This is a genomic window from Aerosakkonema sp. BLCC-F183 (assembly GCF_041929145.1).
GTDB lineage: Bacteria > Cyanobacteriota > Cyanobacteriia > Cyanobacteriales > Aerosakkonemataceae > Aerosakkonema.
This window is the reverse complement of the sequence record NZ_JBHFNU010000009.1, coordinates 1-25,529: the sequence shown is the minus strand read 5'-3', so window position 1 is coordinate 25,529 and position 25,529 is coordinate 1. Positions and strand designations below refer to the sequence as shown.

Below are 25,529 nucleotides of genomic sequence, written 5' to 3'. Positions count from 1 at the left end.
ATCTACCAATTGCCAATTTGAAAAAGTGGATTTAAGATGAAAATTCAATCTAAAATCTAAAATCTAAAATCTAAAATTATCATTGCTATGCTCCCCTTCATTCGCTCAGACCTAGCCCAACTCACCGCCTACACACCGCATCCCGGTGGTGAATCTGGGGAAGCAGTCAAATCTGATATGGCGATCGATCGCCTCGATACCAACGAATGTCCCTTCGATTTGCCAACTGAGTTAAAAGAAAAACTCAATTGGACTTTTCAGCAAGTCATAGAGAGCAACCGCTATCCCGATGGCGGTCATACAGCATTAAAGCAAGCGATCGCGGATTACGTCAACGAATCTGCCAATCTGTACGCGCAATCCCAAGGGATCGCTCCCAACTTTACCAGTTCAAATATATCCGTAGGCAACGGTTCCGACGAACTCATTCGCTCTATTCTAATCGCCACCTGCCTGCGCGGAGAAGGGTCTATCCTCGTTGCCAATCCTACCTTCTCTATGTATGGTATTCTGGCAGAAACCTTGGGTATTCCAGTAGTAAAAGTAAGTCGCAACGAAACTAATTTTGAAATCGATTTAGAAGCAGCCCAAAATGCGATCGAACAAACACAAAATCCCCCCATTCGCGTAGTATTTGTCGTTCATCCCAACTCTCCTACCGCCAACGCATTAACCGCCAAAGAGTTAGATTGGTTGCGAAATTTGCCACAACAAATCCTCGTAGTAATTGACGAAGCTTATTTTGAATTTAGTCAAACAACAATTGTCGGTGAATTGCCACAACATCCCAATTGGATAGTGCTGCGGACATTCTCAAAAGCGTTTCGATTAGCAGCACATCGAGTTGGTTATGGTGTCGCTCATCCCGAATTAATAGCCGCCCTAGAAAAAGTTCGCTTGCCATATAACCTGCCCAGCTTCACCCAAGCTGCTGCTTTAGTCGCCCTTACGCACAGACAAATTTTGCTGGCATCGATAAGTCAAATTTTAAGCGATCGAGACGAATTAATTAACAGCTTAGCCCAGAATCCCGCCTTAAAAGTTTGGCCGAGCGCTGCTAACTTTATCTTCTTGCGTCTTACTGACACTGAAGATAATTCTACACCAGACAAATTGAAGCGTTTGGTGCAACAACTGAAAGCCAAAGGCACTCTAGTTCGCCACATCAACGACGGATTGCGAATTACAGTCGGCAGCACCGATGAGAATCAGCGAACTCTCCAACGCTTAGCAGCTGCACTCAAGAGTTAATAGCCACATTCCCCATCCTCCACACTTATCTAGATGTTCCTTGGTTGAGGTGGCGAAACATCAACCAAAAATTTGAAATTTCAAATCTGCGATCTGAAATTTTCAGTGATTTTTAATCCTTTTGTCGCGCCAATGCCATCGTCTGAGGCAAAACACCAACCAAAGATCCCAGCACATCATCCGGCAATTGCGCCACCATTTCCGCATCAAAAAAAGCTTCAAACTGAAGCAACAACTTTTCCGCACGCTCTAGCGGATCTGGCTTATCAGCTAACTGTTTTGTTAACATAATCCACTGTCGTCGAGTCTTATAAGCAGTCTGCCGCGCCTCATAAGAATCTGGCACAACTAAAGAAAAATTTCCCACAGGAATAGCCCGCTGGCAATCATTATCAAATGTGCCGCCAACAGCAGATCCCGGCCCAGCAAACTCTGCATGGTAAGATTTGTAAAGGATCAGCCCATTACGCTTGTTCCTATTCACTACTAACACTTCACCGCTGTGCAATTGTGCCACAATTTCCGATTTGTTACGATCCTCATTTTCATGTTTCATATCGCGTTATTTCTGAAAAATTATTTGTCAAAAATTAGTAGTAAGTAGTAAGTAGAATTTACGACTAACTACTTGCTACTAACTATTAACCTAGACCAAGCGCTTATGCAACAACAAACGCCTCGGTCGCCCCAGCAGCAAAGAACTCCAACTCGAATCGACTTGGTGTAAGCGATAACCTAACTTGAAATAAAGTCGCCGTGCTTGATGATTATTTTCTAATACGTGAAGGTAGATATCGTGAAAACCCCATCCCAGAGCGATTCGTTCGCAAGTAAGCAACAATTGTTGAGCCGCTCCCTGCCGACGACATTCGGTTCGTACTGCCAAATTAGATACATAAGGGTACTGCGGCAAACCGATCGGCAACCAAGGATGAGTTGAGCGCAAGGCCATTTCTACCGTTCCTGCCAAATAATCGCAGTCGGTGGGGCGAGTGGTGACAGGTTCTACCGCTACAAGACAAATGTAACGAGGAGAAGTTGATTGCAGCCTAGTACGTAAATCTTCGTAAATCCCCAGACGCAACAATGGATAAATCCAGCCACCGATACCGACACGAGAATGAAAGCTATCAGCAAGGATTTCTGCAAGAGCAGTCAAATCCCTAGCTTTAGCTGCACGGATGAGAAAGTGGTTCAAGCTGGCTAATTCGGCCCTTTGCCGTATGCTAGCGTCTGTTTCGCCTGCGGTTGGCGAAACAAAGTTATTTTCCTGGCAGTGTTTTGAGGACGAGAACAAGGGTTTCACAACTGTTTACTATTTGACACTCGTCACGGCGGATGCCGGGTATTCTAAATTTAACCAGACAATTGCCAAGACCGACCTCAAGCTAAGAAGTGCAAGCATCCTTCTCCCACTGCATTAGGATTGTGAGAGAGGGTGTATAAACCTTATTACGGGCAAAGCATTTGTAACGAAAAATTTGGATTGGCAGCCAAAGGCTATCTATACAAAAGTTTCGCCCATACTGGTTTGTCAGGCCGCAACGAAAGCTAGCTTAAGAGCGTGTCTTGATTAGCAATGCTAAACTGGTATTTCTCTTACAGCCTAACGCTAGTGTGTGCCAACCGTCCTACCTTCAAAGCTGCTGGCACGATAAATGTCATCTACTTTGTTTTACGCTGAAAAGTTAAATCCAGTGCTAAGTCAGTCAATCTTTAAAAATTGTTACCAAGGGCTCTGTTGGCTTCTCGGTTTAAGCCAAAAAATTGGCGTTGCAAATTTTTACACCAGATCCCTTCCTCCTAAGCGAGGAACACAGAGAAGAAATTTTACTCACACAAAGGAACTCGGAAATGAACTTTCATTGGAATGGCCCAAGAGGGAGGCAGCGTCGATCGCCTGCCAAACTTTATACAGGCCCAGAGGTAGCTGCAATATCAAAAGCTCGTTGTGCTGGTTGACCTTGCCGCTATATGGAATCGATCCTACGCCTGGGGACAAAGTTGCCACAACCGCTCTTAGGGCTGAAAATTTTAATACAGCGGCTCTTGGTAAAGGGCAAAAGTACTTTAGCCTGCTTTCCAACCGCTCCCATTTCAACAGTTTACCATTTGCCTGTGTTTGGCGTTTTTTGCATCTGCGTTTGGCGAAACAAACCATCGATTTTACTGGGCTTTGGTAGTCTGATGAGACGGTTTTTCCTCCAAGAGTACCTTAGGCAGGAGAGCGGTTTATGAAATCTCAATATATGAATAAGCCGAAAATTCTGGTTGTTGATGATGAACCAGATAATCTCGACCTGCTGTATCGCACTTTCTATCGAGAATATAAAGTTTTGAGGGCAGAATCGGGACTGGCGGCCCTAGAGATTTTGGCATCCGAGAGGGATATCGCAGTAATTATCTCGGATCAGCGTATGCCACTGATGAGCGGCACAGAATTTTTGAGTCTCACCGCCACTCAGTATCCAGATATCATTCGGATTATCTTGACTGGCTACACGGATGTGGAAGACCTGGTAGAAGCAATCAACAGCGGTAAGGTATTCAAGTACGTCACGAAGCCGTGGGAAGCAGAACACCTGCAAGCAGTAGTGCGGCAAGCGCTGGATACGCACAACGTCCTCAAAACTCGCACTCAGGAACTGTGCCGCACCCTGCGTCAGGAATCTCTGCTCAATACAGTTACCAATACCATTCGCTCCCGCACCGATTATCGACAGATTCTCCAGACGATCGTCAACACGGTCGGTCATATGCTGGAAGCGGACATCTGTATTCTCCGTCCTTTCCAAGACGATCGTATGGGAGACGAATGCTTTGTTTATCAAAGACAAAAGATTGCTTTATCATACCCGTCGGAAGTTACCGAAGAAGCACCCAAGGAAGCACAGGCTTCTCAAATTGCGCTTTTAGCGGAGACGGTGTGGGAAACCCACGATGTACTGGTGTTCGACGATATTACAACCGACGATCGCATCCAAGGCGACACACCGGCACAAAAACAACGTGCGATCGCATACACTACCGCTGACATCCGCTCCAGTTTGGTAGTACCCTTGATTTGCCAGTTGGAACTGATGGCAGTACTGGCACTGCATCAGTGCGGAGAGCCACGTCGCTGGCAAGATGATGAGGTGCAGTTGGTATTCATGGTTGCCGATCAAGCTGCCCTCGCTCTATCTCAAGCACGCGCTTACGATCGCTCCCTGGCAATGGCGAAACGGGAAGCTTTGATTAACACGATCACTTCCGCAATTCGCTCCAGTCTCGATCCCCAAGATATCTTTGCCGCGATTACCCAACAACTCGGTCAAGCGCTCAAGGTAGATGGCTGCACTCTTTCTCTGTGGACAGAATCCGATGAATTTGTTCAATGCGTCGGATTATACGACAAAAGTTTAGATTCTTCCATAAGTGTAGGCACCGCTTTAACAGAAGTAACTTTCCCAGAAAAAACATTTTCCTCAAACTCGTCAGTACAAGGTGCGATCCAAAATACCAATTCCCCGCTAGGAAGCAGAGAACGAGCTAAAATCCCAAATTCTTCCCAGTTGCCTCAGTCTGTAGCGCCGATCGCAGGCAATCCCGTTTTGCAGCAATTGCTCAGTACCCAGCAACCGGTGGCGATCGACGACCTGGAAGCAAATCCAGATATGCAAGGCTTCGATTTGCCCTTGCGCTCTTCCGCACGCGCTCTGATGGTAGTACCCTTAATCGCCGAAGGCAGAATCATCGGCAGCATTACTTTGCGTGTTGCCACAAACCCTCGTTCCTGGCAACACGCAGATATTGACTTGGCCCAAGCTGTGGCAGCTCAAGCTGCGATCGCCGTAGAACACGCCCGCCTATATCAGAAAACGCGACAGCAGGCAGAGCGCTTGCAGGAACTAGACAAGCAAAAAACCGAATTCTTCCAAAATATTTCCCACGAATTCCGCACGCCCCTCACCCTAATGATGGGCCCATTAGAATCGGCAGTCGATCGACAGCAAGATTTGCCTCACGACCAAGCGGTGATAGCCCTCCGCAATTGTCGTCGATTGCTGCGATTAGTAAATCAATTGCTGGATTTGCAGCGACTCGACGCCAGACGGATGCAAGCCAGTTTCCGTCCTTGCGATTTAGTGATTATGGTCAGCCAAATTATGGAAGCCTTCCGACCCTACTGCGAAAAAAAGGGTCTGCGTCTGATCGCCGATCTCAACTCCTGTCCGATGGTCTATCTAGATCCGGAAAAATTTGACAAAGTACTATACAATCTCCTCTCAAATGCCATGAAGTTTACCGACTCCGGTGGCAGCATAGCCGTTAAGGTGGAAAGAGCGGGAGACCACGTTCGCATCCAAGTCAAAGACACCGGCATCGGTATTCGTACCGAACAAATTCCCCATCTGTTTCAGCGCTTCCGGCAAGCAGAAGGGTCTGTCAATCGCTCTTATGAAGGTTCGGGTTTGGGTCTGGCGCTGGTAAAAGAATTGGTAGAACTCCACGGCGGTCAAATCTCCGTGGAGTCGATTTATCAAGCGGGAAGTACTTTCACCGTTTGGTTGCAAACGGGGATATCTCATCTGCCGCTAGATCAGGTGCTGGAAGTGCCGACGCAACTACAGCCTAACCGCGCCGCCGTGGAATTGGCAGATCTGGAACTGATCGCCACAGTAGGAGAAAATACTGAGTTAAAAGTAGATTCCCCAACGGAAAACTCGGTACAGGCTCGCAATCGGATTTTGGTGGTAGATGATAACCCGGATCTGCGCTCTTATGTATCTAGAGTTTTACAGGCATCTGGCTTTGAAGTTTTGACAGCCCGCGATGGAGCTGAGGGTTTCGGCGTGGCGAAAGCTAACCATCCCGACTTAATTGTGACGGATTTGATGATGCCGATGGTGTCCGGTTTGGAAATGATTCGTATGATCCGCGAACAGCAGGATTTGAAGGGTACGCCGATTATCCTGCTCACGGCTAAGGTGGATGAGGATACTCGCATTGAAGGTACGGAATTGGGTGCGGATATCTATTTGGCTAAGCCATTTAACGATCGCGAATTGCTGGCGGCTGTGCGGAATCTGCTGGAACTCAAGCAAAACGAACGCCGCGTTACGGAACTGAATAAATATCTCACAGAATCTGTGCTGAAGCGCTTCCTACCACCGACAATGGTACAAAAAGCAGCCACTGGCGGGCTGTCTCTGGATTTGAAGCCGGAACCTCGTTTAGTAACAATTCTGTTTAGCGATATTGTCGGTTTTACACAACTATCCAACACTTTGCGGAGTCGTCGGGTGGCGGAATTGTTGAATGAATATTTCGAGTATATGACTAGGGCGGTGTTCGACAACGGCGGTACGGTGGATAAGTTTATGGGAGATGCGGTGCTGGCGATGTTTGGCGCACCGGAGGAACTGACTCCCAACGAACAAGTCAGGCGAGCGATCGCAACCGCTCGGCAAATGCGTCAATATTTAGATGACCTCAACCTGCGCTGGCAAGATCAGGGCATTCCCCGCGTTCAGTTCCGCTGCGGTATTCATCAGGGAACGGCTGTAGTCGGTATGTTTGGCAGTGCAGAACGAGCTGACTATACAGCAATTGGCCCCACGGTCAACATCGCTTCTCGACTTCAACAAGCCGCAACACCTGACTGTATCCTCGTTTCGGCTGCTGTCGCCGATTATCTGGATGAGTCTGAAATTACTAAAGGCAGTCCCCTTCAGCTCAAAGGAGTGGATGAAACGGTTCTGACGTTCATCGTCAACCCCAATACCAAAAAGTCCCAGGAATGAAGGAGGAAAGGTGGGAAGTGTTGTGCGATCGCAAAAAGTTGTGTTATCCTAGTTTGAGTGATGTTGAGAGTTAGTCGATCGCATCGTCCCAAAACCTTGCGGGTGTAGTTTAGTGGTAAAACTTTAGCCTTCCAAGCTAATAATGCGGGTTCGATTCCCGCCACCCGCTTTGAGTAAAACCAAGTAATACCAAGCCCTTGAGCTATGAGCCATAAGTGTTTGGGTATGATTTTGGGTTGGATATCGCTACGAATTGAACGATAGCGTTTAATCTGTATATATAAATTATTAGTATGTGTCATCTGTTAACTTTCTCATTTGTTAATGATGATTGGTTAACACTGATTACTATGACACTCCCATGTTTAAGTTCGTGTTTGAATTGTTGCTTGAATAGATATTTGTAAGTTGTGCAGGAGTAAACTAATTGCTTAAAAGAAAGGGCGGCGATCGCCTGCCCTGCTTGATATTATAGCCGGACTGTATTAGCTTTTCTATCGAACTAAACCTAAATTCAGCAATTCTTGTGGCGATGCCAACACATCAATTCCCACAAAGAAAATCTGACCTTCAGGATTGAGCAAGAACCGCCATGCCAGGTTGATACCGGCCTTGTCGCCAAACCAGGGAGTTTGCACTTTTCCCGTCACTTTAATCTGGGTGAATCCTGCTTCGGCTGGCTCAGAAACCCCTTGTTCTGGCAACAGCTTGAGTCCGTAGCATTCTTCTCGCATATACGCGAGAATGTTCTCTTGACCTGCGATCGGTTCCTGAAAAGGAGGTTTCAGGGCACCCTCTGCCGCAAATAAAGCCACAGCCGCCTGAAAATCAAAGGCATTCATATTGTCCATATAACTGAGGACAGTGGCATTGTTGATGCCCTTAATGCTGACTTTGGTTCGAGGTGCAGACTCTTTAGGGGCACTTACAGGTTCTTGAACCTTTGCAGTACCGCCCGTTGGGGCATACCCCATGTTGACAACGATATCCTGGAATACGGTGAGTTGTTGTCCTCCTTCCAGTTGACGGATGGTTTGGAGCAAATCGGTTGCCTTTGCAGACAATCTATAGCCTTTGGGAATGGGAGCCACAATTTTCTGCTTCATCCACTCGCTTAACTGATACCAGAAGCCCAACTTAACATTAGTGCCAAACGACGAATAGGTCTGGCAAATAGGCGTATCCGTGTGGTTAACCAGGTCACACATCACTTGCGTTTGCTGCACAGCTGACATCTGCTTAATTTGAGTCAGGGTTGCTTCGGCAAATACCATATTGACGACCTGCATTGCAGCGGGAATAATGGTCATTCCCATTTCAGTGTAAGCAAACCAAAGTAACGCTAACTGATTCTCAGCACTAAGCTGGTTGAATGATTGAACGATCGCTGGAACAGCATCAGCAACTTGAGTGCTAGGGAAAATAGAACGGGCTGAATCGATAGTAAAAGACATAATTAAAACCTCAAAAAGGACAAGAAAGTTTGAAAATTGGCATTACCCAAAAAATCAAACTGGAAATACATCGAAGACAGTGAAAGTTTAATCAAACAAACCATCTACAGTTTGTCGAAAAGCAATTAAAGCGTGCTTAGATTGCAAGGGTTTCAGGTCTTCCAATAATTGATCGGATGCTTCCGAGGTAACGATCGTTTTGATTTCAATATTGGTGTTATAGCCAGCCATATCTCCCATGCGTCTCCCATGACTGCCTGCGCCTTGGGCTGGAACGATCGTATAGCCAGAGACCCCAAGTTTTGTTAGCAATTGGATCAACCTATCCTGTAGGACAGCTTCACCAATAATTGTGACGAGAATACCTTTTGCTAGAGGAGAGGACATAAAACCTCCAAAAATGGTTGTGTGGAGAAATTTAAAGATCTGTGGTTCTCGATCTTGGACTAGAGAGTTTTGCCAGCATCCAATGTCTCAAACAAATGTCTCAGTTGACTGGTGCAAGTTGAACTTGATTTAACAACTGATGCAGTTTCTCACCTTCGATCGCCTCTGTTTCTAAAAGTTGCATGGTGATGGTTTCCAGCAAATCGCGGTTGTGCTTAATCGTTTCCAAAGCTTGTTGATGAGCGGTTTCGACGATTTCTTTCACCTCGCGATCGATCGCCTGAGCCGTTTCTTCACTCATGGAACGGCGGGCATTGGGCATCCCATTATCCAGGAACATCGGTCGGGAACCTTGCTGATAAGCCAGCGGTCCCAGGACTTTGCTCATCCCAAAGGTGGTCACCATTTGCTCGGCTAAATCGGTTGCCCGTTGCAAATCATTGGATGCGCCAGTCGTGATGCTGTTAAACACAATCTCTTCTGCCGATCGCCCACCCAGTAAGGTCGCGATCTGCCCCCGCAGTTCCGCTTCATCCATCAAGAACCGATCTTCGGTTGGCAGTTGCAGTGTATAACCCAGGGCTGCCATGCCGCGAGAGACAATCGAGATTTTTTCAATCCGACCACTCCCCGGCATCAATTGACCGACCAGGGCATGACCGACTTCATGATAGGCAACGATTTTCTTCTCTTTGTCGTTCAGGACACGACTTTTCTTTTCCAGTCCAGCGACAATCCGTTCGATCGCTTCGGCAAAGTCTGTCTGTGCGACGGCTTGCCGTCCATTCCGAGCCGCTAACAGTGCGGCTTCATTTACTAGGTTAGCTAGGTCTGCTCCTGCAAAACCAGGAGTACGGGTGGCGATCGCTCTTAGATCCACATCCTCTCCCAACTTCACTTTCTGAGAATGGATCTTGAGAATGGCTTCTCGTCCCGCTAAAGCAGGGCGATCGACCAACACTTGACGGTCAAACCGACCGGGGCGCAAAAGGGCAGGATCGAGGATTTCAGGGCGATTGGTGGCGGCTAACACAATCACTGTCGCACCTTCTGCCGAAAATCCGTCCATCTCAGACAACAACTGGTTTAGCGTCTGTTCTCGCTCATCATTGCCGCCATAGAACCCGTTGCTGCTGCGCGACTTGCCGATCGCATCCAGTTCATCGATAAACACAATGCAGGGAGCCTGTTTCTTCGCCTGTTCAAACAAATCCCGTACTCGCGAAGACCCCACACCAACAAACATTTCCACAAACTCAGAGCCAGAAATACTGAAGAATGGCACGCCTGCTTCCCCAGCCACAGCTTTCGCTAGCAGCGTTTTACCCGTGCCCGGTGGCCCCACCAGCAGCACCCCCTTGGGAATTCGCGCCCCAATCTGGCTGTAACGTTCGGGCGTTTTGAGGAAATCGACAATTTCGACTAACTCAGCCTTGGCTTCCTCAACCCCTGCCACGTCAGCAAAGGTCGTCTTAGCAGCTTCGCCTTCAACGTATACTTTGGCTTTGCTTTTACCGATCGAGAGCATTCCCTGAGCACCACCCCCGCCGCGCCGAACAAAAAACTGCCAGATACCCACAAAGATGAGCGGTGGAATCACCCAGCCCAAAATGTTGCCAATCCAGCCATTTTTGGGGGGCGGCGCGGCAGCAAATTCAACACCTTTCTCTTCCAGCAAGTTGGGTAAGCCTAAATCGAAGATAGGAGTGGTTGAGAACACTTGCACAGCCTGCCCATCTCCCGTTTTCAATTGAAATTGAATTTGATTTTGTCCCAGTTGCACCCGCTGGACTTCTCCTTCTTGCACCTGATGGATAAACAAGCTATAGGGCACTCCGGGAATCTGGGGACCTAAAACAACCGGCAAGATAAAATTGGCAACCAGAAATAAGGCTCCTGCTATCAGAAAAATGTTGCTGAATAGGCGGGAACGTGGAGGAGTTGGTTCATCTTTAATCGGCATTACTATTACCCATTTGTTCTAAAATTTCTTCTGGACGAAGCCCTGACCGATGTGCCGATCTGCTTGCACCGTTGCTTTGGCATAATTGCCAACTTGCTTCAAAAATTTGAACATCTGACGTTCTCTACTGAGTGTGAGTTGCTTAGACAGTGCTATATCGGTAGCTATCGACCAATTAAGGAGTGGGTAATCCGTTCAATAGCTGCTTTACGCTATTTGGATATGCGATCGCCCACAGATTGAGACTCAAACAGACACAGGCGAGAACCAGCAGGATATAGGTTGGAGCCATGACCACGCCAATGGCAAACCATGTGAAATCGTGCAGCAGCAGGATTAAAGCGCTAAGGCTAGCAGCAAGCATTGCCAGGTACATCTGGGCAGGAGAATCCTTCCGTCCTACCAGTAATATTGTCCACAGGGTTAACAGCAAATTTGCTGGAACTAAAAAGGCGCAAATTGCAATGCAATGGCTGAATGAAAATTCAAACAGTAAATTCATATTTCACCCTCATCAAAATGAAACTATAGATAGATTTGCCAAAGTTATAAGTTGCCAAACAACTGTTTCATTTCTGGGTTGATTTGGTTATTAGATCGGTCAAACAATAAATCAAAGTGCCAACTTACATTAAATTCCAGAAGTGAAGAACACCCTGCCTGGAAAACATTTCAATGAGAAGGGCAGACACAAATCCAATCATTGCCAGACGACCATTCCAACTCTCAGCTTGAGGTGTAAATCCCCAAAGCCAAGCATTGCGCTTTTCTTTCAGAGAGGTTCCGCCAATGCCTGTAGAAGATGTTACTTTTGTGGAATTTGTCATGATAATTACTCCAAATTTTGTGATTGTCAGAACTGATTCAAACATGAAAAATTAGAATTGCTTCCCAAATTAGCGAGCAGCAAAATTTGAGTCTAATTTCCATTCCTGCTTCAAAATCTCTTGATACATCGTTTTCTGAAGCATCATGAGTCGATGCTGCTCAACTAGAAACGCTTGCGCCTGTTCGCGGGACATTTGCTGAACCATATCTGCAAAGTTTCTGAGGCTAAATTCCTGCTCCAGAGTAAGTTCGATCGCCCGATCCATATCCATATCTGACTCCTATCCCCTAAGTGGGGTAAAATCGTGAGTTTGATAGTAAACTAGCTGTCTTGAAATCTTTCTCTAAAGCAGATCGACCTGCTGCGCTTGCTATGCAAATTCCAGATGTGTCAGTTATTAATGGGAGTACTATCAGGAAATTTGTTGCGTTATGTAAATTAGTATAACAAAATATTTAGATAAATTACATCAGATCTCCAATTCAGTCCAAGGTATTTCTGAAGGGAGAGATGTAAAGCGATCGCATCAACGCGAGCAACTAAAACCAGCCGATTGATTGGCAAATAAGAGTAAACGTTTGGCCTTCTTATATCTGATGCCCTCCGAATATCGAAGGTTACCCTTCCACTATGGCAATGCGATGTTTCATATAAGGGGTTATTTGGTTGATTAAAAAAGTTCCCACCTGCTCAAGGTAAAGTAAGAGGTGGGAACTCAAAGTGATGAAGCGATCTCAATTTGTGGGAAAAGAGCAAAATTAAACAACCTCAGCAATAAGTGAACTTACTTTGAATTCCCAAATAGCCCAGAGATGGTTCCATCATGCCTTTTGGGATCTTTTTTTGTTTAGCATTGCTTATCGCATCCATTGAAAAGAAATGAGATTCAATAACAGCCCAAGTGGCATCCAACGCGGTACATTCTCCAAGTCTTCCCAGAAATCGTAAACTTGCTGCACAGAGCAGTCCACTTCCACTTCGACACTACGTTGCAGCATCCGCTTAGAATGCTCTATTGAGTTAGGCATGAACAACCCCATCAGGCATCATGGTTCCACGGAGTCCTGACTCATCAATCTTGGCTGCCTCAATATCTGCTCCAGTCAAATCTGCATAACCTAAATCTGCTCCAGTCAAATCCGCATCACTGAGATTAGTTTCCTTCAAATTCGCTCCACTCAAATCTGCTCCCCGCAAGTCAGCACCAGTCAAATCTGCTTTGCTGAGGTTCGCTTTCCTTAAGTCGCTACCCCCTAATTTAGCTCCGCTGAGGTCTGCGCCGCTCAAATCTGCATGGGTTAAATTGGCTCCACTGAGGTCTGCACCACTCAAATCTGCATGAGTTAGACAAGCTTGAATCATTGCTGCATGGGCTAAATTGGTTTGGTTCAGATTTGCTTGATTGAGGTGTGCTTCAGTTAAATCCACCCCCCGTAAGTCGGCTCCAACCAATTCAGCACCCATGAGGTTGATACCAACTAGCTTTGCATTCATCAAACAAACTTGAACTAGACTGACATGGCTAAAGTCTCGGTGTCCTGTTGCGTAGAGTTTCAAAATCTCTTGAGCATCCATATTTTTGTCCTTCAACTTACGTTTTTATTGAAACAAATTGGATTGAATAATGTTCTTTCCACATTCCACTATTTGAAGAGATGTAAAGTGGTTGACTATAAACCAACCATTTGACTATAAATAGATAAGTAACGATCGAACATTAGAATCCTTTTACAAGAGAACCATTGGGCTTTTGCTTTGATTGAATCGAATTGTTCGATTATTTTTGAAATAACATTTTTGGAACAGCATTAGCACACCGAGGATCGAAAAAGTGAGCCAGATCGGAACAATTTTGATGTGCTGAATTACTCATGAATAATGAAATGATGCGACTGTTCCGCCAGAGATCCAGTCACATCAATGGAAAACTTAATTGCTGATTCTTAGAGTGTCGCGATCGCAAACAGTGAAGCTAACTTGCTCTCAATTGACTAGAACATCTCATCCGCCCAACTAATGCTTAGCTAACAGAAAATGCAACCAGCATTAACATGGCAACAAACAGGATGGCGCTTACACCTAGAACAATATATTGTCGCTGTTGTCGTGGTGAAGGATACTCTGATGGGTACATATCAGGCTCAACTGCAAAGTTATTGATCAGTCCTTCATCATCGATGGTATAGCCAACTCCAGAAGCAGTATCAGCCAACTGAGCTTCATCATAGCGGATATGCGCTTGAACTTCAGCAGGGATGAGTTCACTACCGTCGCTGTAATGCTTTTCATTAAGGTTGAGGGTTTTCCCTTGGGTCTTGGTGTCGCTCATGGGATGCCTCATTTAGACTTTATACTTACTATCATAGTCTATTAAACAAGGAATGTGTTGCCAAAGCAGGCTGACAATCGCTGAAAGTATTACGCCCCTTGAGTTGTAGTTATTCAAAATAAAATTAATTGAACGGCTGAGGTTGATAGAGCGACAAAATGTATTTTTAGAGATTGAGCAATTTGCTACTCATTCAGATGCTTTTTAATCGGTCAGTCGATCGTCAACTCAGAAAATAGAGAATAAAAGTTTAAAAAACCTATCATACTTATTCAGTTGGGTCAACTATAAAAGGTATTAAATTTTTACCCAGCATCAGGCATTGATGAATACTCAGTCATTAACAGGAATTTCAACAGTAAAACACGTTTGCCCAGTCCCACTTTCTACCCAAATAGAACCCCCCAAATGCTCTGTTAGCTTTTTGACTAATGTCAGTCCTAACCCAGTTCCATCATATTTCCAGCGATCGCCATTGACAATACGATAGAACCGATCGAAAATTCGATCCCATTCTCTCACGGGAATGTCTACTCCTGAATTGGTCACTTTTAGTTGGAAGATTTTTAGGGATTGAGTAGATTGCAAGTTCCAGGAAAGCATGACTGCGATGGTTCCTCCGATTGGAGTGAACTTACAGGCATTGGTGAGCAGTTCAGTCAAAATCCGCTCTAGGCCGATCCGGTCTACTGTCAGGACAGATAAGTTTGCTGCAATTTCTAGCTGAAGCGTTTGCTGCTGGTTGGCTATACGTTGCAAAAACGGCTTGATAATCTGCGGAATCGCCTCTTGCAGGTGAACTGGTGTTTGGTTCACACAATAGTTTCCGGCATCCAGTTGCTGTAGATTTAGGAGGTTATTCAGTAGATTGATTTCTCGATCGCACTCCTCCTCCAGAATCAGCAGGTAGCGATCGACTTTCGCTTTCTCCCTGCTCTCATCTTTGTGAACCAGCAACTTTAGCATCTGAATTGCCATCTTGATATTCGTGATGGGCGATCGCAACTCATGGGACACTGTACTCAAAAAATCATCTTTGAGTTGGTTGAGATGTTCTAGTTCTTCTATTTGGCGATCGGATATTTCTTCCATGAGATGGCTGGAGTGTGAGGGTGCGATCGAGTTAAGCCCGAATGTGTTGATAGAACAATCGCTTAACGGTTTCTGCCAAAAGGATATAGAGTTTGACAATGGCTGCCAGCACCGAAAGAAACTCCATCGGCAAGGATTGGAACCGCTCATGCCAAAATGAGGAGAGGTCTTGCAGCATAGATTGATATCACTCCAGCATCACAAAGTAACGGTTTGACTGGATTCGGATCGATCGCCCAAGCTTGAATGCTAGGTGGGTAGATAGTATTTGACAAGCTTGTCAGGTTCCAGGCTCGATCGACGAAATCGCCAATGTCAACGGGCTTGAGTAAATACTCTTCAACTTTTACCTTCAACTCTTGAGCCAGACTGATTGGATCGCAAGTTGAAGTGACCAGAATGGGGATCGGTCTGCCACTGCTGAATGCCAGGGATCTGACTCGTTGAATCAGTGGCAAAACACTTTCGCCCAGGAATCTCATTTCACAAATCAAAAGATTGGGGATGTACCCATCCAGAAAATCTAATGCGTCTTGGATAGATCTCGATGCTGTCACCCTTGCACCCTGGTCTTCCATCAGAAAAGCATACAGATCTCTGGTATCGCGATCGTTGTCTACTAGAAGGATTTGAGCATCTTCGAGTATTCTAGGATTCAAAAGGAATTCATTTGCGATCGACATATTGATACCTATGAGGATTTCAAGTGGAAAAAACGGTCAGTAGACCGAAAATTTACGAGAGAATAGGTGTTTCAGCCGATGTCTCTCATCCAAAGCAAGCGATCGCACCGATGGCAAATTCATTTGGCATAGTCTGAAATGCTGTTTCCTTAAGGGGTTGGTCAATCAAAGCTAGGAGACTGAATTCCTTATGGTGCAAAGCTTATGAAAAACTTTTTGGTCTACTGACGGTTGCTGTAAGCTTGCTGAGGTTACCTACTCTTCTTGAGGATGCGGTGACGAATACCGGACGAAGCACGATGAACTCGATAATGTTCGACGCGACAAATTTCCTCTTGAGCGAAATAGAGTGCGATCGCCTCAACTCCCAAGATCAGCCATGCGTAATCGCATAATTCTTCTAAGTCAGTTAGTAAACTATCCACCATCCAAGCCTCTGGACAATGAACGATCAACGTTTTGTGGCGACCACGGCGGAAGACGCAATGCAATAAATTTTGAGCAAAGAAGCTACGCAAGCGTTCATTACGAAACTGCTCTAGTCGCATTATATCGTCAAAGGTCATTTCTGTGGATAACATAGCAATCATCAAACTCCTTTTTGTAGCTAAAGGTTGAAATTGCCACAGCAAATTGAAAAAATTATGATTTCAAAATTCCTGTGCCAATTGCCCTTGAATATTAGAAAGATTGCGGCTCTGCCAACTTGCATTTTCGCGCAGGATGTACGAAATACTGTCACAGATGACCATTTCCACCCGTAGCTTTTCCTGTTGCAGGGAGAAGTGACGAACTTTAGAGTTGTTAGATGCTTTCGGTACTCCTTTAACTTCGTAGTAGTTAGGAATCTGACTAAGAACGTGGGCAATCAATGTTTGGCGCAATTCAGGCATCGAAAAAGCTGCTTGATAAGGATATTCAGGATAGCCCTCTAAGACATTTTCAATTTCTTGAATGACTATTGGCAAGGTAAGATTAACCAATTCGTAGGGCATTTTTACCTCTAATTTAGACTGTTAATGACTAAAGCACCGACCTTTAAAGCGACTAGCCCAGCAGGCCAGAAATAACCTTCGAGCTGATTAAAGAAGGCAGAAATCATCAATGGGTTCCCTTTTACCTTCTACCTTCCGAATTTTGCCTGACTACACTAATCTTTGACTGATAAAGCAGGCATATCTTCACGACAGTACATACAGTACCAGTAAAGCCGACCCGAACAAACATGACGGGGTAAAACTGTTGAACAACATGGGCATTGATGTCTGCTAGGCATAGAGCTGAATTGCCCACTCTTCGTTGCGAAGAGGTTTTCTGATAATTGTTTTGGTAAGGCGGTTGGAGAAGCTAGTCGATCGCCCATTTTTAAATCCGAATGGAACAGATAGTTTTTCTATTTGCCACTCTGAGTGGTTAACGCTTCATTTGCCGCATAAATTGATTGATTTCGATATAAAAATTAATTTGCGCTAACAAAAAGCTTAGATATGTATAAAATCCTTTATGGATATTTATAGCAACCGCCAGGGCGGTTAGGGCATCCTAAAACGCCAGAACCAATTCACAGTAAGGATTTCACTTTTGACTTTTGACTTTTGACTTTTGCTATACCTATGGCAGCAAGGAAAATTCTCTAATATAGCAACCGCTCTCGTCGGTTAGGACATTCTTAATTCCTGAAACCCTTAATTTGACGCGCTTCTGACCCGACGCCCCAGTCCCTAGCTATAAAAATAACAAGTTTTGATAGACTTAGCAATGTCGTTGCTTCGCGTCTGGAGTTAGTCGATCGTCATTCATCCCCAACAAAATCAGAGATTTTAGTTGGGGACTTCTGCCGACATTGTGTTAAAGGGCGTTAATCAAGTAGTCAAAATAAGCACCTACTTCGCTCGCATCTTCCCCTGACATCATTGACATGGTTAGATTTTTCATCGCACGCACTCCTTCAGCAACCGCATCAATGGGAGTCCCCAGGGAGTTATACATTTGGCGCACTCCAATCAGTCCAATCTCCTCAAGGGGTGTTGTTTCTCCTGCCGCTACGCTGTAGGTAATCAAGCGCAGGTAGTAATCCATATCTCGCAGGCAGGTCGCGGTCATTTCCTCACCATAGGCATTGCCACCAGGAGAAACCAAGCTTGGTCGTCGTTGAAACAATTGGCTTGCAGCTTGCTTCACAATCCGATCGCGGCTATCGGTTAACGCTTTGACCAGGCGCAAGCGGCGATCGGCACTCATCACAAAGTCCTCGATCCGATCCATCTCTCCAGGAGTGAGATAGCGAGATTCCGCATCGGCATTGACAATTAATTTTTTGATAATACTCATGAGCGAGTTCCTTAAAGGTTTGAATGAAGGATTAATGCAGTTGACTTATTGAAAATCAGCATCTCGGCTTGACTTTAGCTGGCACTTTGCACGTACTAACAACCATGACACATTAATGTTTGATTTCATGAGTGAGTTGATTAACTTACCCTGGGAAGTCCATGTACCTCCGACTTACGGGGTTAAAGTCGGAGCCCTATAGCTCCCCAAACCCCTCGATCGGATAGCTTTGCTATTTCAAGCAGTATTACTTTGTGATTGAACTTTGATGGGTTAACACCTATAATCGGGCAGTATTCCTCATGCTCTATCCCCCGACTTCTAAGCAAATGGTGTCCAACTCAGTTTCAGACCGTCTTAAGCAAAATGCTGAAAAGATCGTGCAAATGTGGGAGGTGCGGGCACGGAACGAAGTGGGTGCATCGACGCATCAAGACTCGCTTGTCTTACAAAACTCTCTACCTTTGTACTTAAACCAACTGGTTGATGAACTCTCAACTCAGATTGAAAGGGCACCTGCCAAAATCTCAGCTACTCAGGTAGAAACAACTCGCATCGGCAAGCAGCATGGACATGAGCGGGCAGGGTATGCTGACTGCTCGATGACTCAACTGATCTTCGAGTATCATATCCTGCGTCAGGTGATCTTTCAGGTTTTAGAGGAAGAAACCCCTTTAGATGTGAGAGAACGAGACATCATCATTGATTCGATCGAGCAAGCCGTTAATGATGCGGCGACTCAATTTTCCCAGACGCTGCGAGATATTCAAGAACTATTTATGCTGACATTAACCCACGACCTTAGAGGTTCCGTTAATGTGGTGAAACTAGGAACTCAACTCATTCTCCGTCGGCTCGAGCGAGGAGATGCCCACTTAGATGTGGCGGTAAGAATGATCGGCGCGATCGAGCGAATGGATTCGATGATTCAAAATTTGCTTGATGCCAGTCGGTTACGAGCAGGACAAAGCTTAAAGTTTGAATTTCAAGACTGCTATTTAGATCGGTTGCTTCAAGAAGTCGTGGAGGATTTAAGCTTCAGTTATGGAGAGCGTTTTGTTGTAGCTGCTGATTCAGATATCAAAAGCAATTGCAGCCGTAAACAACTGCGGCGGGTGATTGAAAATTTAGCCACTAACGCTGTGAAGTATGGTACTCCTGATACACCGATTACACTCACACTACAGCAGACTGAAACGCAGATTAGCCTGACTATTCACAATGAAGGCACTCCGATCGCTCGCGAAGCTCAATCCATTCTATTTCAGCAATTTCGTCGCACTGTCTCTAGTGAAGAGCAAACAGGATGGGGATTAGGATTATTTCTAGCCAAGAGTATTGTTGAGGCGCACCGGGGAACGATTGAAGTTAAAAGTGCAGAGGGTGAAGGAACCAGTTTTATCGTTAAGTTGCCTAATTTTTCCGCCGTTGCCAATTAAGCAAAAATGACATCTTGAATGAATTGGTTGAATACGTTACAAAACCTAATTAAAGATGTATGAGTTAAACGTCATCCAACTTACCCATCCGGCGCTCATCAAACTGCTTATCGTAATTAAGATCTTGAGTGCCAAGCAGTTTATCCCAAAACGTGAAATACAACCCGTAATGCACAGTGTATTTGCGGTGATGAATGGAATGATGAGCCGGACCAATAAACCAGCGACCCAGCCAATGGTGAGGAAAGGAGGAGGGCAAGCGATCGAGTCCCAAATGATTTAACACTGCCCACACGGTCATTGTTGTGAGGACTGCAATCAACGTGATGAAATGCAGTGGAATGACGAAAACAATGCCAACTAGAAAAAGCGCCTGAACGATCGCTTCTAATGGGTCAAAGGCAAACGAGGTCCACGGAGTTGGATAGCGCGATCGATGATGCCCTTGATGTACCCAACGGAATAATAACGGGTGATGAAACAAGCGATGGGTGAAATAGAAATAAGCGTCCTGTAGCACCAACACGATTACATAACTAACTCCTAAATACCACAGATCGTACTGTTGAGCATGGCTATATAAGCGAGTAATCCCGCAACTGTATCCTGACAGGATAAATGCCGCTGCCAACGCAAACACTCCAGCAGAAAAAAACGAAAGTTTAATATCGTGTCGAATCAATTTCCACGAAGGTGATTGATAGGGTTTCTGAGGATGAATAAAATACTGGCTGACTGGCGAATAGAAGCACAAATACATTCCCCCTGCCACCAGAAAATACCGTAACAGAATAATTCCAAAAAAAGCGATCCCATAAAAGCCAAATGAGTGATCTACCAATTTAATCTCCTTGCCATTCCCGATCTTCCAATTCTTTTTGAGGGAGTAGCAACGTCGCTTCGATTTCTTGCCGAATGGCTGCTGTCACCTCGCAATTGCTATTCAGGCAATCGACCAAGAGTTGATTCGCATCATAGTAACGTTGTAACACTTGCTGCTGCTCAGGTGTAAATTGCCAGGGATGACGAATATTGCGGTAATGGGCGATCGTGGCTCTGACCTGCTCCACCCAGGCAGCATAATTTTGTTGCCACCAGTCTTGCAGTCGTTCCCGACTTTGACTGGGAGGGGGTAATTGATCTTTCAATTGTTGCAGAGACTTGTAAAACCCAGCATCCAGAACCATTACCAGAATATTGTTGAGTGCCTCACCACAGGCATTGGCATAGACAAAATCTGGGCTGTGGTCGGCAGCAAATTCTAACAACAAGTTCTCCAACGCCGCATCTAAAACAATTCCTTGATCGAGGGTGCTGGCTAGGGCGAAATGAGCGGCTGTCGATGAGGGTTGGCCAAGCGCGAGATAAAACGCCCGTGTAGTAGCTACTTTAGGCTGGGATGGAATTGTTTGAGATTTTTGATTTGCCCACATCAAAAATTCTTGTAGATAGGGATCGTGAGCAACCAAGGCATCAATTTCCTGCTTCATCACCTGCACCAAGGAATCTGCACTGCGTAACATCGCCACCGTTAACAGAAAAACTTCCCGCCAGTGAGGGTCGGTAATGTGACTGACCAATCCCTCAAGGGCTTGCTCTAATGCCCGGAGATTGTGACTGGCGACGATTTTACGAGCCGTAAAGTATTCTTGAAAGGCGAGATAGGAAAAGGAAAAGATTCCTCGCGCTCGTTCAATCAAAATGCCGTGTTGTGCCTCGATCGCTTTTAGCATCGCTTCACTCTCGAGTTGGATTTCCTCTGGTTCCAGCATGGCACCGGGCAAATTCCGTAAATAGTCCTCAATGTATTGTTCAATGATGCGTTGCTCAAAAAAGTACTGTCCCTGTTCAAAGGTAACGGCGGCAAGCTGGCTCAGTAGCCTCAGCTTTTGGGGCAATCGAAAATCCCGATACACATCATCGCGATCGATCCCTTTGGCTTCATCCCATTTACCCAGCAGCAAATCCAGCCCTTGTTTATAAAACTCCGATCGTTTTGCCGGAAATTTCTCCTGACCCTGAAACATCCAGCAAGCCAAATGCAGAAACAAAGGAGTCACCACCAGTTGGCGAAACTGCCAGTTTTCTGGCAAGTCTAACTTTTGCATAAATTGGCTGGATTGAGCCTGCCCGGTTTGAGGATTTTGTTTGGCAAGGGCGACAAACCACTTTTGAGCAAAGGTGGTGATTTGAGCCTGGGTAAACGGGGCAATTTCAACATCGGTAAACCCTGGCAGTTGCAGCTTTTGGGCGGCTGTGCGGCAGGAAACAATGAACTGATTTTTGTGATACTTTTCTGAGAATTTACGAATCTCCCTCAAAACCTTTGTGTTGTCCTGGTTCAGCACTTCATCCATGCCATCTAACAACAGTAAGATGCGACCCTCTTGCAGGCAGGTTTTTAGCACAGAGGGATTGGTAACTCCGGCAATCAGCCATGCCTGACGAATATAGTTGAAAAGACTGAACTTGCCACTATCTCTGAATTCTTCCGCAAAATCTCGTAGCGTAATAAAGATGGGGACTTGCTGCGCGGCAAATTCACCTCGATTACACTGGATGGCGAGATGTTTGAGAAATGTCGTTTTGCCTACCCCTGGTTTCCCCAAAACTCGCAGTTTTGAGTGAGTTTCAACGGCTTGCATTCCCGGTATTTGCGGTTGCTCAACCGTGCCTAAGCCAATTCGATCGAACTCTGTTGGGTTTAGGTTTTGCAAATTGGCAATTTCAAACCACTGTTGGCTGACAATCTCTTCCAAAATATTGACATCGACATAGATGTCATCAATACTGACGGGACGGCTGATGTCGAGGAGTTGCAAAATACCGCACTGGTTTTGAATGGTATTTCGATACTGCGATCGCACCTGTTGCACCACCGTATCAATTTCTGTAGGGGCAACAGCTACGGGCGCAGTCTCAATGATTTCTTCCAGTTCAGGAAATTCTGCGGGTGGATTTTCGGCAATGTCTCGCCAATCTAAATCGAGAATCGAGCAAACCGCTAAAAAAATGTGACGATCGACAGGTTGACCCGTGAAAAACCGCCAGATTGGCTGACGAGTCTTTAAGTTCACTTCTCCTGCCAAATTTTCCTGAGTCCACCCTTTCAGGGCAAATGCTCGTTTAGCCCTTTGAATTCCAGCAGGGGATGCCTGGAGCGATCGCTTGACCATGAGACAAACTTCCTGGTCGAAAATGTCGAAGTGTTAAGAATTCAAACCCGAACGTCTGTCTCTTATTCTAGAGCCGTCTCCTTACTCGCTTCATCCACTGAAGATATACAATTCCAATAATATAGAGAATATCACACTTGCCCCATTACAGCAAATCAAACGCTATTTATGCACTCAGATGACAAGCAAATAAGGATATTCAGTCAACCTATTTTTACTTTTTGTACCGGATTACACCAATTCATCCGAGAAATCAAACACAACTTTAGCAAACTATAGGGTGCAGCAAATAATTACCTTATTAGTTATCATAAAAAAATCGGGGCAGACATCTATGCCTACCCTCAAAAATAGGGACAATCCGAACTTAATTATCTTGCCAGACTGTCGCTGAAGTAAGAAAAAGCCAGGTATAACTATTTGTTTCCCGCTGCTTTTTCCAGGGATTTGCCGATAATTTCTTCCACCGACTCAACGCCTTTGGTATTTTCAGGACGTTTCATTTTATCGATGTCAGCGGTTCCTTGAACTTCATTCAAACCGGGATTTGTTTCCTTAATTTGCTTTTTCATTCCGTAAGGATTTGACAAAACCGCTTCTTGTGACTTCCGTTCAATATCTAATAGATTTGCTTCGCCGTCAGTAGGGCGACTGGTGTTGGTGCTGGCGCTGTAAGCTGGCATAGCATAAGACATCAGGATTACAGCACAAACGCAAACAGCGAGCAGAACACGAATCGGACGCAACAGTGCAGAAAAGTTAAAACGAATAGAACGCATTGAAAGATTCTCCTATTTATCGAAATTGGTAGCTATTGGTCTTTAAGAGGCTAAACAAACCTTTATTTCAGCGACCTTCCTCTATTTGCTCAAATTTTTGAGTTTGTCGCCTCTGTATCTGGATAGATCTGTATTGATAGCTTCAAAAGCATTCTTCATCTATCAAAAGGCGTATCAGATGGCTGACTACCTCTGGTGGATAGATATGTATTGTGCAATTGAAAAGCTTCTTTCATCTATCAAAAGGCGTATAGAGTTGCAACCTCAATCTAAGGAGAAAAATTCAATGCTGGGTAACAGTGGGTCGCGAATAATACCCACACCAGCAAAACCCCAACGTTTGAGCAGATTTTTCAGTTGACTGCCGGGGACGGATTCAACGGCAAAGCGATCGGCTACATCCGCGCCGTGGGTATTGAGGTAGCTCAGCGCCTCGAAATCTTCGTTAAATAAAAGTAGAAAGCTGGGAGAATTAGCTGCTTTTGAAGCGATTTCTGGATGTGCTGTTAAATAGCGACCGTCCGATCTAGAACGAACAACATAATAAATTTGGGAAAACATGATGACATCGGGAATGGGGAATGGGAAAGGGGAATTTCAAATTGAAAATTTCAAATTGCAGATTGAAGAATCAAATTTGAAATCTGAAATCTGAAATTTGAAATTCCCCAATTAGCTAATTCAAGTTTTCCAGACGAATGCGCGGGTCTACTCCCTTGAGCAGCAAATCTGCCAATAAATTGCCCAAGATCAGCATCACCGCACCCATCATCAAACTCGCCATCACTAGGTAGAGGTCTTGAGCGCGTACAGCATCCAAAATCAACCGTCCCAAACCGGGCCAGTTAAAGAAGTACTCAGAAATAAAAGCACCGCTCAACAAACCGGCAAACTCAAAACCCAGTAGCGTAATTAAAGGGTTAACGGCATTGCGGAGAGCGTGAACGTAAATCACCCGATTTTCTGGCAAACCTTTGGCGCGAGCTGTCTGGATGTAATCTTGGCGCAGCACATCTAACAATTCTCCTCGCATAATTCGCTGCAAACCGGCAAAGCTAGTAACGCTCAGCGCCAGAGTGGGTAAAATCATGTGCCAGCCAACATCTAATATCTGACCGAACAGCGTTAGTTCCGAGTGATTGATGCTCGTCATTCCTCCCACTGGAAACAAAGGAGAAGTGTTTTGGGCTACGATTAGCAGCAGCAAGGCGGTGATAAAGCTGGGAAATCCCTGCCCGGTGTAGCTGATTAACTGTAAGAAGCGATCGACATAACGATTTTGATTGACTGCGGCGACAATCCCTAACGGGATGGCGATCGCCCAGGTCATCACCAGCGAAGAAATCGCCAACAGCAGCGTATTGGGAATGCGCTCCCACAACAAAGATCCCACCGATCGCCCGTAAACAAAACTCGTGCCAAAATTACCTTGCGTGATAATCCGCCACAACCATAGCACGTACTGTTCTGGCCAAGATTTATCCAAACCAAACTGCTGTCTGAGCTGCTCAATCCGTTCCGGCGAAATTTTCGGATTTTGCCTGAGCGTATCCAGGTAATCCCCCGGAGCAAATTGAATAATGAAAAACGAGAGTGCCGAAGCCAACAGCAGGGTTAGGAGTGCCTGCAATAAGCGCTTCAGCACATATACAAATGTTTCGCTAGTGAATACCTGAGCCAGCCAATGCGAAGCAAACTCCCATTTTCTGTTATCCCAGGAATCTTTTGTAGAAGTCATCTAAATACAAATCCATTTCGCTTACTGCAATTTTAGATTTCGGATTGCTGCCAAATCCTTCAACCTAAAATTTTTCTGACTAAAATTGATAGGGGACTCTCCCTCGGCAAAAAAGAATTCCCTATCAAAAAAAAGATATTATTGGCTGAATTTATTCATCTGTCTTCCCCCGTGGAGACCCTCGCCATAGCTGTACCCAGCTTGGCGACGGGAGGAAACGGGGGGCAGGGTCTATGCCACATACGAATAACCGTCCTTTTTGTGAATAGATTTACAGTATTTGTGACTGATT

25 protein-coding genes and 1 tRNA gene are annotated in these 25,529 nt (G+C 45.4%); 5 read left to right on the top strand and 21 right to left on the bottom strand.

Annotation, left to right across the window (positions count from 1 at the left end; translation table 11 throughout):
* The first annotated feature begins 87 nt into the window (after positions 1 to 87).
* The gene (locus ACE1CD_RS01110) at positions 88 to 1,251 is read left to right on the top strand and encodes a histidinol-phosphate transaminase (protein ID WP_374801132.1); all 1,164 of its coding nucleotides are present in this window, start codon (positions 88 to 90) and stop codon (positions 1,249 to 1,251) included.
* 112 nt (positions 1,252 to 1,363) lie between these two features.
* Here the strand turns inward: ACE1CD_RS01110 and ACE1CD_RS01105 are convergent, their stop codons facing one another.
* Entirely contained in the window at positions 1,364 to 1,807 is a 444-nt protein-coding gene (locus ACE1CD_RS01105; RefSeq protein ID WP_374801130.1) for a hypothetical protein, read from the bottom strand.
* Positions 1,808 to 1,897: 90 nt separating this feature from the next.
* Positions 1,898 to 2,557 carry a GNAT family N-acetyltransferase gene (locus ACE1CD_RS01100; RefSeq protein ID WP_374801128.1) on the bottom strand — a complete coding sequence of 220 codons (660 nt, stop codon included), beginning with the start codon at positions 2,555 to 2,557 and terminating at the stop codon, positions 1,898 to 1,900.
* A 928-nt stretch (positions 2,558 to 3,485) separates the two neighbouring features.
* Here ACE1CD_RS01100 and ACE1CD_RS01095 point away from each other — a divergent pair.
* Both ACE1CD_RS01095 and ACE1CD_RS01090 read left to right on the top strand, forming a co-directional pair.
* Positions 3,486 to 7,037 (top strand): response regulator, encoded by a 3,552-nt coding sequence (locus ACE1CD_RS01095; RefSeq protein ID WP_374820925.1) that lies wholly within the window; start codon positions 3,486 to 3,488, stop codon positions 7,035 to 7,037.
* Between the two features lie 98 nt (positions 7,038 to 7,135).
* Positions 7,136 to 7,206 (top strand) — tRNA-Gly (locus ACE1CD_RS01090).
* 325 nt (positions 7,207 to 7,531) lie between these two features.
* Here ACE1CD_RS01090 and ACE1CD_RS01085 read toward each other — a convergent pair.
* The 10 genes from ACE1CD_RS01085 to ACE1CD_RS01040 form a co-directional block, all read right to left on the bottom strand.
* Entirely contained in the window at positions 7,532 to 8,491 is a 960-nt protein-coding gene (locus ACE1CD_RS01085; RefSeq protein ID WP_374820922.1) for an orange carotenoid protein N-terminal domain-containing protein, read from the bottom strand.
* Positions 8,492 to 8,578: 87 nt separating this feature from the next.
* On the bottom strand, positions 8,579 to 8,878 hold the full coding sequence (locus ACE1CD_RS01080) for a DUF3240 family protein (RefSeq protein ID WP_374820919.1): 300 nt from the start codon (positions 8,876 to 8,878) through the stop codon (positions 8,579 to 8,581).
* 100 nt (positions 8,879 to 8,978) lie between these two features.
* Positions 8,979 to 10,841: an ATP-dependent zinc metalloprotease FtsH gene (gene ftsH / locus ACE1CD_RS01075; protein WP_374820915.1), complete on the bottom strand. Its 1,863-nt coding sequence runs from the start codon at positions 10,839 to 10,841 to the stop codon at positions 8,979 to 8,981.
* 175 nt (positions 10,842 to 11,016) lie between these two features.
* Entirely contained in the window at positions 11,017 to 11,343 is a 327-nt protein-coding gene (locus ACE1CD_RS01070) for a hypothetical protein (RefSeq protein ID WP_374820911.1), read from the bottom strand.
* 124 nt (positions 11,344 to 11,467) lie between these two features.
* Positions 11,468 to 11,668, bottom strand: a complete 201-nt coding sequence (locus ACE1CD_RS01065; protein ID WP_374820908.1) for a high light inducible protein — start codon at positions 11,666 to 11,668, stop codon at positions 11,468 to 11,470.
* 69 nt (positions 11,669 to 11,737) lie between these two features.
* A complete protein-coding gene (locus ACE1CD_RS01060) occupies positions 11,738 to 11,941 on the bottom strand; it encodes an NblA/ycf18 family protein (protein WP_374820906.1) in 204 nt (67 codons plus the stop codon).
* A gap of 586 nt (positions 11,942 to 12,527) precedes the next feature.
* Positions 12,528 to 12,698 (bottom strand): SRPBCC family protein, encoded by a 171-nt coding sequence (locus ACE1CD_RS01055; RefSeq protein WP_374820904.1) that lies wholly within the window; start codon positions 12,696 to 12,698, stop codon positions 12,528 to 12,530.
* A complete protein-coding gene (locus tag ACE1CD_RS01050; protein WP_374820901.1) occupies positions 12,691 to 13,245 on the bottom strand; it encodes a pentapeptide repeat-containing protein in 555 nt (184 codons plus the stop codon). Before ACE1CD_RS01050 ends, ACE1CD_RS01055 begins: the two co-directional genes overlap by 8 nt.
* Before the next feature lie 445 nt (positions 13,246 to 13,690).
* Positions 13,691 to 13,999, bottom strand: a complete 309-nt coding sequence (gene psb34, locus ACE1CD_RS01045; protein ID WP_374820899.1) for a photosystem II assembly protein Psb34 — start codon at positions 13,997 to 13,999, stop codon at positions 13,691 to 13,693.
* A 333-nt stretch (positions 14,000 to 14,332) separates the two neighbouring features.
* The gene (locus tag ACE1CD_RS01040; RefSeq protein WP_374820896.1) at positions 14,333 to 15,091 is read right to left on the bottom strand and encodes a sensor histidine kinase; all 759 of its coding nucleotides are present in this window, start codon (positions 15,089 to 15,091) and stop codon (positions 14,333 to 14,335) included.
* Between ACE1CD_RS01040 and ACE1CD_RS01035 the strand changes: the two genes are divergently transcribed.
* Positions 15,090 to 15,251, top strand: a complete 162-nt coding sequence (locus ACE1CD_RS01035; RefSeq protein ID WP_374820893.1) for a hypothetical protein — start codon at positions 15,090 to 15,092, stop codon at positions 15,249 to 15,251. The genes ACE1CD_RS01040 and ACE1CD_RS01035 overlap by 2 nt on opposite strands.
* Here the strand turns inward: ACE1CD_RS01035 and ACE1CD_RS01030 are convergent.
* The 4 genes from ACE1CD_RS01030 to ACE1CD_RS01015 form a co-directional block, all read right to left on the bottom strand.
* Positions 15,238 to 15,774, bottom strand: coding sequence for a two-component system response regulator (locus ACE1CD_RS01030; protein ID WP_374820890.1), 537 nt, complete (start codon positions 15,772 to 15,774; stop codon positions 15,238 to 15,240). The genes ACE1CD_RS01035 and ACE1CD_RS01030 overlap by 14 nt on opposite strands.
* 251 nt (positions 15,775 to 16,025) lie before the next feature.
* Complete coding sequence (locus ACE1CD_RS01025; protein ID WP_374820887.1) at positions 16,026 to 16,355, bottom strand: hypothetical protein; 330 nt, start codon at positions 16,353 to 16,355, stop codon at positions 16,026 to 16,028.
* A gap of 69 nt (positions 16,356 to 16,424) precedes the next feature.
* Positions 16,425 to 16,769 (bottom strand): hypothetical protein, encoded by a 345-nt coding sequence (locus tag ACE1CD_RS01020; RefSeq protein ID WP_374820884.1) that lies wholly within the window; start codon positions 16,767 to 16,769, stop codon positions 16,425 to 16,427.
* 853 nt (positions 16,770 to 17,622) lie between these two features.
* Positions 17,623 to 18,105, bottom strand: coding sequence for an allophycocyanin (locus ACE1CD_RS01015; protein ID WP_374820881.1), 483 nt, complete (start codon positions 18,103 to 18,105; stop codon positions 17,623 to 17,625).
* 329 nt (positions 18,106 to 18,434) lie between these two features.
* On the opposite strand from ACE1CD_RS01015, the gene ACE1CD_RS01010 reads away from it, so the two are divergent.
* Complete coding sequence (locus ACE1CD_RS01010) at positions 18,435 to 19,544, top strand: sensor histidine kinase (RefSeq protein WP_374820878.1); 1,110 nt, start codon at positions 18,435 to 18,437, stop codon at positions 19,542 to 19,544.
* Positions 19,545 to 19,608: 64 nt separating this feature from the next.
* Here the strand turns inward: ACE1CD_RS01010 and ACE1CD_RS01005 are convergent, their stop codons facing one another.
* From ACE1CD_RS01005 to ACE1CD_RS00985, 5 genes are all read right to left on the bottom strand, one after another.
* The gene (locus tag ACE1CD_RS01005) at positions 19,609 to 20,385 is read right to left on the bottom strand and encodes a sterol desaturase family protein (protein ID WP_374820875.1); all 777 of its coding nucleotides are present in this window, start codon (positions 20,383 to 20,385) and stop codon (positions 19,609 to 19,611) included.
* A 1-nt stretch (position 20,386) separates the two neighbouring features.
* Positions 20,387 to 22,720 carry an NACHT domain-containing protein gene (locus ACE1CD_RS01000; RefSeq protein ID WP_374820872.1) on the bottom strand — a complete coding sequence of 778 codons (2,334 nt, stop codon included), beginning with the start codon at positions 22,718 to 22,720 and terminating at the stop codon, positions 20,387 to 20,389.
* 416 nt (positions 22,721 to 23,136) lie between these two features.
* Positions 23,137 to 23,499, bottom strand: coding sequence for a low temperature-induced protein (locus ACE1CD_RS00995; RefSeq protein WP_374820870.1), 363 nt, complete (start codon positions 23,497 to 23,499; stop codon positions 23,137 to 23,139).
* Positions 23,500 to 23,763: 264 nt separating this feature from the next.
* Positions 23,764 to 24,060: a hypothetical protein gene (locus ACE1CD_RS00990; protein ID WP_374820867.1), complete on the bottom strand. Its 297-nt coding sequence runs from the start codon at positions 24,058 to 24,060 to the stop codon at positions 23,764 to 23,766.
* A gap of 115 nt (positions 24,061 to 24,175) precedes the next feature.
* On the bottom strand, positions 24,176 to 25,237 hold the full coding sequence (locus ACE1CD_RS00985; RefSeq protein ID WP_374820864.1) for an ABC transporter permease: 1,062 nt from the start codon (positions 25,235 to 25,237) through the stop codon (positions 24,176 to 24,178).
* Positions 25,238 to 25,529 lie beyond the last annotated feature (292 nt).